Source organism: Kitasatospora sp. NPDC048286 (genome assembly GCF_043201735.1).
Lineage (GTDB): Bacteria > Actinomycetota > Actinomycetes > Streptomycetales > Streptomycetaceae > Kitasatospora.
This window is the reverse complement of sequence record NZ_JBICZE010000006.1, coordinates 371128-380858: the sequence shown is the minus strand read 5'-3', so window position 1 is coordinate 380858 and position 9731 is coordinate 371128. Positions and strand designations below refer to the sequence as shown.

Here is a 9731-nt window from a genome sequence, read left to right as displayed (position 1 = left end):
GCGGCCGACCCCCCCCCCCCCCGCCCCCCCCCCCCCCCCCCGGGCCTCACGCGGCCCGCCCGGGGCCCCCCCCCCCCCCGCCCGGCCCCCCCGGCCCCCCCCCCCGGGGGGGGGGGCGCCACGGCGGGTTCGACTTCCCTCGGGGCGACCGCGCACGTTGACAGCGCGTCCGCGGCCTGACTCTAATGGGGGCGTGCAGCGCGGCGTCGGCCAAAGAGCAGTGGGCCGGCCGACAGCCGAGCGGGCACCTTTCCCGAAGGGTCGATGCGTGATGAGCACTCTCTCCGCTTCCCTGATCTGACGCCAGGCGGTCACCGCGGTACCGCTGTAGCCGCGAACGCGAACCGCATCCGGCGTTCCGCGACGCGTGTTCCGTGTTCCGAGCCCTGTGTTCCGATCCCCGTGTCCCGCGCCCTGTGTCCCGCGTCCTGTGTCCGATGTCCCGTGACGGAGGTCGCCGGGTGCGGGACCGGCCGTGTCACCGGTTCGGGCACCGCACCGACACCGCGTGTGGCCGCAACCCCCCTTTCCTCTCTGGAGATCCATCACACACGCATGCCCATGTCCTTCAATCTGAACGTCATCGAGGAGTTCCGCGCCAACGGCGGGAGGGTCGGCGGCCCGTTCGAGGGCGGCGACCTGTTGTTGCTGACTACCACCGGAGCCCGCTCCGGGCGGCCGCACACCGTGCCGCTCGGATACGTCCGGGCGGAGGGGCGGCTCCTGGTCGTCGCCTCGGCCGGCGGTGCTCCGGAACACCCCCAGTGGTACCGCAACCTCCTCGCCCACCCGGTGGTCCGGGTCGAAGTCGGCACCGAGGCCTTCGACACCGTCGCCGTACCCGCCGAAGGCGACTGCCGGGAGCGGCTGTTCGCCGCCGTCGTCCGGAAGGCCCCGGGCTACGGGGACTACCAGGCGCACACCGAGCGGGAGTTGCCGGTCGTCGTCCTGGAGCGCCCCGAACCGCCCGCCGACGGGCCGGCCCCGGCCGCCGCCCCGGCCGTGCGCAGCCTCGCCGACAAGCTGGTGGAGACGCACACCTGGCTGCGCGCGCAGCTGCGCCACGTACGGGAGGAGGCGCACGCCCACGTCCCGGGCCGACCGGCCACGCTCGGGCTGCAGCTGCGCCAGCACTGCCTGGCCTTCTGCGACGGGCTGACGCACCACCACACCGGCGAGGACACAGCCGTCTTCCCCGCGCTCGCGCGCAGCCATCCGGAGCTGGCCGACGTCCTGGCGCGGCTCGGCGAACAGCACCGGGCCATCGGCCGGATCAAGGAGGAGCTGGTGGCCCTGCTGGCCGGGATCGCGGTCACCGAGCCGGAGCGGCTCCGGACGGAACTGGACCGGATGTCCGCCGAGTTGGAGGACCACCTCGACTTCGAGGAGGCGGAACTGCTGCCGGTCCTCTCCGGCATCCCCTTCCCGCCGCCCGGGTCCGCGACACGCGGACCGGCGCCCGGCCCAGTGTCCGGCCCGGCGCCCGGCCCGGCGCCTTCCGGCAGCTGAAACGGCGTTGCCGCCGTCCCCTCCCGAGTCGTGGGAGGGGACGGCGGCTCCGGTACGGGCCCGCGCCGGGGCGGTCCGTCGCGGCGGTCCTTACAGCGCCGAGAAGACCGGCAGGTAGCCGCCGGAGTGGCCGGACGCCTTCGGGTGGTAGCTCTCGTCGACCGGCAGGGTGGTGCTGTTCAGCCAGGTGGTCTGCGAGCCGCAGATCTCGTGCTCGGTGAAGATGCTGCGGACGTCGCCGAAGGCGAAACCGGCGTTGGCGGCCCGCTTGGCGAGGACACCGTCGAGGGTGTCGGCGGCACCGTTGATCGCGGCGCGCTTGGTGTCGCTGATGCCGAAGATGCAGCTGCCGCCGATCTTGTAGATGTGCGGGTAGCCCATCACCACGACGTGGGCCTTCGGGGACTTGGCCTTGATCGCCGAGTACACCTTGTCCAGCTGGGCGGGCAGGGTGTTGGTGGCGTAGCTCTTGGCCGTGTTGATGGCGCTGATGCAGTCGCTGTCCGAGCCGAGGACACAGGTCTGCATGGTGTCGGCGAAGCCGGCGTCGTTGCCGCCGACCGAGATGCTGACCAGCGTGGTGTTGGCGTCCAGGGCGGAGATCTGGTTGTTCAGGATGTCGCCGGTCTTGGCGCCCGAACAGGCCACGAACTTGAAGGAGGACGGCGCGTGCGCGTTCTTCCAGAGGTACGCGTACGCATTGGTGCTGCGCTTGCAGCTGCCACTCTCGGCCGTGTAGCTGCCGGCGCCGACACCGGAGGAGTACGAGTCGCCGAGGGCCACGTAGTTGGCGCCGGCGGCGTTCGCGGAGGACGCGGCGAACAGCGTCGTCATGGTGAGGCCTGCGGCTATGGCGGCGATGGACAGAGCACGGGCACGGCGGATCATCACAGCTCCAGTGGGGTGGCGTGGTGAGGGTCACAGAAGTGATACCAGGCGGTAGCCGAACCCGGAAGCGGTCATGCCAAGGATATTGACGGGACGTCTGACAGCTCGGAGATGAACTGCCGCTGACAATCCGTGACTTCGCGCAGGTCAACGGGGGTGCGCGATGACGCGCGTAGCGCTGCGCGCGTAGACCGGCAACTTGCGGAAATTTCTTGCACGATAAGCCGCGGGCCGCCGCCCGGACATCGCCGAGTCAGATTCGGAGCAGGTGTCAGCGGGCCCAGGGGGGGCTGATCGAACTCCCGAGGCGCACCGAGAGGTGGGCGAAAAGGGACATCAACGGCACGGCCGGAATTCACCGTTGCGGCCGATCCGAGCCGTGCGACGGATGTTGACATCGGTCATGGCGGGGCGTCAGGGCAGCGAACAACGCCTCAGGGCGGCGCGCGGCGGCGGCATGCCGAGATTCTGCTGCCGGAACAGTGGTGCCGAGACGCTGCCGCCGGGACACCGCTGCCGGAACAGCGCTGTCGGGACAGCGCTGTCGGGACAGTGGTGTCGGGACAGTGGTGTCGCGACAGCACTACCGGGACGTCGTCCGGGAGTACGGCGCCGCGCGCGGTCAGCCCTGCACGCCGGGGTGGCCACCACCGTGGTGCACGGCCCCGGGGTACACGGTGCCCGGGGCGAGGGTGCAGCCCTCGACCGGCAGCTCCTCGATCGCCTCGTTCGCCGCCGCGGGCACGTCGAGCCAGCGGGCGGCGGTGGCGACCGCCGTCCGGGCCTGGCGCAGCCCGGGCCCGCCCCAGCCCAGCAGTTCGACGGCGAGGCCCGGTGCGACCAGCAGCCGCCGGTAGTGCCGGCCCGAGGCCGGGTCGGCCGCGCTCGGGCCGACCGCCCGCAGCACCGCCGCCATCCGGACCCGCGCGCACTCGTGCCCGCCGTTCGCCGAACCGACCCGGTCGTAGAGGTAGCCGAGGTAGTACGGCCGGCTGATCAGGGCCTGTGCCTCCTCGGCCGCCTCCCGAGCCAGGGCGGCCGCCGGATCCCCACCGTCCTCCGGCTCCAGCGAGCCGCCGGGCAGCGAGCAGATCCCGTCCCTGGGGTTCACCAGTGTCAGCACCCGCCCGTCGGGGGCGAACAGCCACCCCCAGGACTGCTTGACCGGCAGCCCCTCCGGCACCTGCTCGCCCGGCCGCCACGGCCAGCCCGCCGTGGGGCGCCGCCGCACCTTCCCGAGCAGCTCGGCGATCTCCGCGCTGTACTCGATCGGGCTCATGCTCTCGCCCCGCGGCGCTCGGCGGGGGCACCGGCCCGCGCCCACCCCCTGGCACCGAGCGCGCTCCGCTCGCTCATCCGTCCCCCTCTCGCTGTCGGGCTTCGCCGGACCGGCGGTGCGCGGGGAGGACCTGCAGGGCACGGTACGGAGCGGAGCGGCCGGAGCGGCGGCGTGGGGCACCGCGCGCTCCTGCTGTTGATCTTCTCCGAATCTTCCCCGAACACGCGGTCGATGAACAGTCCCCAGCGCCGCATGGTGGATGCGGAGGCGGTGAACGCGGTGAACGCGGAGGCGGTGACCGCCCTCGTCAGCCCAGCGACCCACCCCCTTCCCCGGCGCCCCGGAAGACGGGCAGCGGGAACCCGGGCAGCGGATCCACCCCGGGCGGGAAGGGCAGCCCGCGCGCGGCGTCGTCGGCCAGCTCGTCGAACACCTCGTGCGCCGTCATCGTCCGCAGCCGGCCGCCGGTCAGCGCCCAGCCGCGGACCGGCGGCCGGAGCCGGGCGCCCGCCTCCTCGCCGTCCACCCGGACGCCCGCCGACGGATCGCCGTGCAGCAGCAGCGCCCCCTCCCCACCCAGGGCGACACCCGCCGCGAGCGTGACGCAGAACGCCTCGGCGTCCCGCCCGGCGGGGTACAGCCGGCCCTCCTCCACACAGACGTCCACCGCGGAGGTGAGCTCCTCGCCGTCCTCGGGGCCGTGGCAGCGCAGCGTCAGCAGGTGGCAGCCCTCCCCCGCGCCCTCGGCCAGCGCCAGGTAGACCGAGGTCACATACCGCATCACGGCCGCCATCCGGAGCTGCCCGGACGGGTCGCCGCCGACGGCGTCCAGCAGGACCGCGCAGGCCACGGACATCCGCACCCGCGCCCGGTGGTCGTCCAGCAGCACCGGGAGCAGCTCGGCCAGCCGCTCCCCCGCGTAGACGAACGGCTCACCGGCCAGCTCCGGATCGCCCGCGTAGGCGACCCGGGCGGCGGGCATCCGGGGATCGAGGCCGAGCGCCTCGCAGTAGTCCTCGAAGTCGCCCGCCTCCAGGACCCGAAGGTGCACCTCCAGCCCCTGCCGGTGCAGGGCCGTCAGCTGCTCCTCCGCCTGTCGCAGGTAGGCCGCGTGCCCGAGCCCGCCGAACAGCCCGTACCGCGCCAGCCCGGCGAAGTCCCCCGCGTCGACGGCCAGGGCCACCGCCACCGGCTGGGGCGGCGGCGCGCCCCGGACCCGCCCACCGCGCCCGGCCGCCCGCGCACCGCGCCCGCCGGCCCGCGCCCCCGACGGCCGGCCGCCTCCGGGTGGCACCGCCCCGCCGGGCCCACCGGCCGAGGCCCCGCCGGCACCGCCACCGGACCTCCGCCCGGACAGCACCAGCACCTGCCGGCGCCGCAGCGACGGCCGCCCCGCCGCGGCACCGCCCAGCACCTCGCACACAGACTCCCGCACAGCAGCCATGGCTCCTCCTTCTCGTTCGCTCGCCCGACACCGGACGGTGCCGACCACCCCGGCCGGGAGTGGCCGACGCCGAGGAACATACACAGAGCCACTGACAATGCACCCCAGGTAATCGAACAAGCTCGGCGCGGGCCCCTGGCCGCCGCCGCGGAACGCCGGGGGCCGCACCGCCGGGGCATCCGAACAGCACGCGGCTGACAGATTTCGAAATCTGTCAGCTGTCATCTGTCAGCCGTTATCTGTCATCTGTCAGCCGCCGCCCACCGACTGCCGCCCGCCCCTCGCCCCCCGTTCCCCCAGGGGCCACCGGGGCCCGTGGTTCCACAGGGTCGGGCGGGATTGTCAGTGGTGCGGGTTAGGGTCGGGGACCATGCGACTGCTGCATACCTCCGACTGGCATCTCGGGCGCTCGTTCCACCGGGAGAGCCTGCACGACGCCCAGCGCGCCTTCCTGGACCACCTGGTGGCAGTGGTCCGGTCCGAGGGCGTGGACGCCGTGCTGGTCGCGGGGGACGTGTACGACCGGGCACTGCCCGGGCTGGAAGCGGTCGCGATGTTCGACGACGTGCTGCACCGGCTCGCGGATCTCGGGGTGCCGACGGTCTTCATCAGCGGCAACCACGACTCGGCCCGCCGCCTCGGGGTCGGGGCGGGGCTGATCGGGCGGGCCGGCATCCACCTGCGGACCGACCCGGACGGGTGCGCCGAGCCCGTCCTGCTGGCGGACGGGCACGGCCCGGTCGCGGTGTACGGGCTGCCGTACCTGGAGCCGACGCTGGTGCGCGAGCGGTTCGGGCTCGCGAAGGGCGGGCACGCGGCGGTGCTCGGGGCGGCGATGGAGCGGGTCCGGGCGGACCTCGCGGCACGCCCGGCCGGCACCCGGGCGGTGGTGCTGGCGCACGCCTTCGTCACCGGCGGCGCGCCGAGCGACAGCGAGCGGGACATCGCGGTCGGCGGCGTCGCCTCCGTGCCCGCCTCGGTCTTCGACGGGGTGCACTACGCCGCGCTCGGCCACCTGCACGGCTGCCAGACGCTCGCCCCGCACCTGCGCTACAGCGGCTCCCCGCTCGCCTACTCCTTCTCCGAGGCCAACCAGCGCAAGACCATGTGGCTGGTCGACCTCGCCGCCGACGGCTCGGTGACGGCCGAGCGCGTCCCCTGCCCCGAGCCGCGCCGCCTGGCGACCTTGCGCGGCACCCTCGACGAGCTGCTCACCGACGAGCGGTACGCCGAGCACGAGCAGTCCTGGGTGCAGGCCACGCTCACCGACGCGGCCCGGCCGAGCGAGCCGATGGAGAAGTTGCGCCGCCGCTTCCCGCACACCCTCCAGCTGCTGTTCGACCCCGAGCGCGGCGACGCCGAGCCCTCCCTGTCGTACGCGGCGCGGGTCAGCGGCCGCGGGGACCTCGAGGTCGCGGAGGGCTTCCTGCGGCACGTCCGCCCCGGTGCCGAGCCGGCGCCGGACGAGCTCGGCTGGCTGCGCGAGGGCTTCGAGCGCGTCCGGGAGACCACCGACCGGAAGGCGGACCTGCCCCGATGAGGCTGCACCGGCTCACCGTCACCGCCTTCGGCCCGTTCGCGGGCAGCGAGACGGTGGACTTCGACGCGCTCGCCACCGGCGGGCTGTTCCTGCTGCGCGGCGCGACGGGCGCCGGCAAGACCAGCGTGCTGGACGCGGTCTGCTTCGCCCTGTACGGCGAGACGCCGGGCGCACGCCGGGCCAACCGGCTGCGCAGCGACCACGCCGATCCGAAGCGGCTGACCTCGGTGGAGCTGGAGCTGACCCTCGGCGGTCGGCGGCTGCAGATCACCCGGCTGCCGGAACAGCGCCGGCCGAAGAAGGTCGGCACCGGCACCACCGTCGAGCGGGCGCAGACGCTGCTGCGCGAGTGGGTCGCCGACACGGGCGACGGCGCGCCCGGCTGGCGGGGGCTCAGCAAGTCGCACCAGGAGGCCGGGGAGGAGATCCACCGGCTGATCGGCATGAACCGGGAGCAGTTCTGCCAGGTGGTGCTGCTGCCGCAGGGCGACTTCGCCCGTTTCCTCAAGGCCGACTCGGAGGAGCGCGGCAAGCTGCTGCGGCGGCTGTTCGACACCGAGCGGTTCCAGCACGTGGAGGCCTGGCTGGCCGAGCAGCGTCGCGGCCAGGAGGCCGCCGTCCAGGCCGGCCGGCGGCGGCTGCGGGACCTCGCCAGCAAGGCCGAGCAGGCGGCCGGTCCGGGCGCCGAACCCGCCGCCGGCTGGGTGCCGGCCGAGGAGGACGACGCCGGTCTGGCCGCCGGGGTGCTCGGCTGGGCGGCGGTCCTGCGCAGCGGCGCGGCCGAGCAGGTCGCCGTCGCCGAGGCCGCCCTCGCGGGCGCCGGCGCCGCTCAGCGCGCCGCCCAGGAGCACCGCGGCGCCGCGGAGGAGCTGGCCGGTCGCCAGCGCCGGCACGGGGAGGCGCTGGACCGGGCCGAGCGGCTGGCCGGTTTCGAGGCCGCCGCGGCCGCGGACCGGCGGCGGCTGGCCGCCGCCCAGGAGGCCGTCGGGGTGGAGTCGGCGCTGCGGCTGCGGGAGAACGCGGCCGAGGTGCTCGGGCGCGCCCGACTGGCGGAGCGCCGGCACCGCGAGGCGCTGGCCGGCTCCGGTGGCGAGGGCCGGGAGCTCGCCGGGGCGGACGCCGCCGGGCTCGCCGAGGCCGAACTGCGGCTGCGGGCCGAGGTGGTCCGGCTGGAGGCGGCCCGGGCGGAGGAGCGACGCTGCGCCGAACTCGCCCACGAGCAGCGCTCCCTGACGGAAGACCGGCGCGCCGCCGAGGAACGGGCCGAGGAGGCCGAGGACTGGCTGTCCGAGTTCGAGGACGAGCTGGGCCGCTTGGAACAGCAGCACGCCGAGGCCCGGTCCGCGAGCTCAAGGGTCGAGCAACTGGACGGGCAGCGCACCGAGTTGACGGTTCGTCTGGGAGCGGCCAGGGAGCGCGACGGCCTGCGCGCCGAGATCGCCGCCGCCGAGCCCCGGGTGGTCGCGCTGCGCACCGCCGCGTTGGACGCCCGCGAGCACAGCCTGGACCTGCGGGACCGCCGGCTGAGCGGCATGGCCACCGAGCTGGCCGAGCAACTGCGCACGGGCGAGGCCTGCCGGGTCTGCGGCTCGCCCGAGCACCCGGCACCCGCCGAGGCCACGCCCGGCGGCCGGGTCGGCGCCGAGGACGAGGAGCGGGCGCGCCGGGCACAGGCCGCCGCCGAGCGGGCCTGGACGGAGGCCGACCAGGCGCTCACCGCGCTGCGGGTGCGCGAGGCCACCGCCGCCGGCGCGGCCGGGCCGGACGGCGCGGAGGCGCTCGCGCAGGCCCTCGCCGGGCTGGAGCGCGAGCACCGCGAGGCACGGCAGGCGGCGGAGGCGCTCGGCCGGGTCGAGCAGGACATCGCCCGACTGTCGCAGGACCGCGCCCGCCGGGTCGACGAACTGCACGAGGCCAAGGAGCGCGCCGCCGTCCTCTCCGACCGTCTGCTGGCGCTCGGCACCGAGCAGCGGGCGCTGACGGCCCGGGTGGCGGCCGCCCGCGGCGAGGCGGCCTCGGTCGCGGACAGGGCCGCGGCCCTGTCCCGGCTCACCGAGGCGGTCGCCGCCACGGCCACCGCCGCCAGGGCGCACGCGGAGGCGGAGGCCAGGCTCGGCGAGGCCGAGGACGAGCTGGGCAAGGCCGCCGCCGCGGCGGGCTTCCCGGACGCCGCGGACGCGCTGGCGGTGCTGCTGCCGCGCGAGGAGCGCGAGCGGCTGGAGGAGCGGCTGGAGCGGCACCGCGCGGAGACCGCCGCCGTCCGCCGAGAGCTGGCGCTGCCGGAACTGGCCGAGGCCGCGGGCCGTCCGCCGGTGGACCTGACCGCCGTCGCAACCGCGCTCGGCGCGGCCACCGACCGGCTCGGCCGGGCGCACGCCGCCCACGCGGCGGCCCGCGAGCGCTGCGCGGCGCTGGCCGCGATCGGTCGGCAACTGGACGGGCTCGCCGCCGAGCTGGCCCCGGCGCTGGACCGCTACGGGCGGATCAACCGGCTCGCCGCGCTCGCGGCCGGCACCTCGGCCGAGAACCGGCTGCGGATGCGCCTGGAGTCGTACGTCCTGGCGGCCCGGCTGGAGCAGGTCGCGGCGGCGGCCAGCGACCGGCTGGTCCGGATGTCCGGCGGGCGCTACACCCTGGTGCACAGCGACGACCGGGGCACCGGCACCAAGCGCTCGGGCCTGGCCCTGCGGGTGGTCGACGCCTGGACGGGCACCGAGCGGGACACCGCGACCCTCTCCGGCGGCGAGAGCTTCTTCGCCTCGCTCTCCCTCGCCCTGGGCCTGGCCGACGTGGTCACCGACGAGGCGGGCGGCATGCCGCTGGACACCCTCTTCATCGACGAGGGCTTCGGCACCCTCGACGAGCACGCCCTCGAGGAGGTCATGGACGTCCTGGACGGCCTGCGCGAGCGCGACCGCGCGGTCGGCATCGTCAGCCACGTCGCCGACCTGCGCAGCCGCATCCCCGCCCAGCTGCTGGTCCGCAAGGGGCGGCACGGCTCGACCCTGGCACTGGCCGGACGGGAGGACGCTTAGTACTCCAGTGGTACTCCAGCCGTACATCGTGACCTT

6 protein-coding genes are annotated in these 9731 nt (G+C 75.4%); 3 read left to right on the top strand and 3 right to left on the bottom strand.

Annotated features, from left to right (window positions below; all coding sequences use genetic code 11):
• The first annotated feature begins 555 nt into the window (after nt 1–555).
• Nucleotides 556–1509: a nitroreductase/quinone reductase family protein gene (locus ACGF13_RS17210; protein WP_392875202.1), complete on the top strand. Its 954-nt coding sequence runs from the start codon at nt 556–558 to the stop codon at nt 1507–1509.
• 90 nt (nt 1510–1599) lie between these two features.
• Here the strand turns inward: ACGF13_RS17210 and ACGF13_RS17205 are convergent, their stop codons facing one another.
• From ACGF13_RS17205 to ACGF13_RS17195, 3 genes are all read right to left on the bottom strand, one after another.
• Nucleotides 1600–2397, bottom strand: coding sequence for an SGNH/GDSL hydrolase family protein (locus tag ACGF13_RS17205; RefSeq protein WP_392875199.1), 798 nt, complete (start codon nt 2395–2397; stop codon nt 1600–1602).
• 622 nt (nt 2398–3019) lie between these two features.
• Complete coding sequence (locus ACGF13_RS17200) at nt 3020–3676, bottom strand: NUDIX domain-containing protein (RefSeq protein ID WP_392875196.1); 657 nt, start codon at nt 3674–3676, stop codon at nt 3020–3022.
• Between the two features lie 307 nt (nt 3677–3983).
• Nucleotides 3984–5120, bottom strand: coding sequence for a hypothetical protein (locus ACGF13_RS17195; RefSeq protein ID WP_392875193.1), 1137 nt, complete (start codon nt 5118–5120; stop codon nt 3984–3986).
• Between the two features lie 370 nt (nt 5121–5490).
• Here ACGF13_RS17195 and ACGF13_RS17190 point away from each other — a divergent pair, with 370 nt between their 5' ends.
• Together ACGF13_RS17190 and ACGF13_RS17185 are read left to right on the top strand one after the other, a co-directional pair.
• Entirely contained in the window at nt 5491–6660 is a 1170-nt protein-coding gene (locus ACGF13_RS17190; RefSeq protein ID WP_392875190.1) for an exonuclease SbcCD subunit D, read from the top strand.
• The gene (locus ACGF13_RS17185) at nt 6657–9695 is read left to right on the top strand and encodes an AAA family ATPase (protein ID WP_392875187.1); all 3039 of its coding nucleotides are present in this window, start codon (nt 6657–6659) and stop codon (nt 9693–9695) included. The genes ACGF13_RS17190 and ACGF13_RS17185 overlap by 4 nt, the downstream gene beginning before the upstream one ends.
• The last annotated feature ends 36 nt before the right edge of the window (nt 9696–9731 follow it).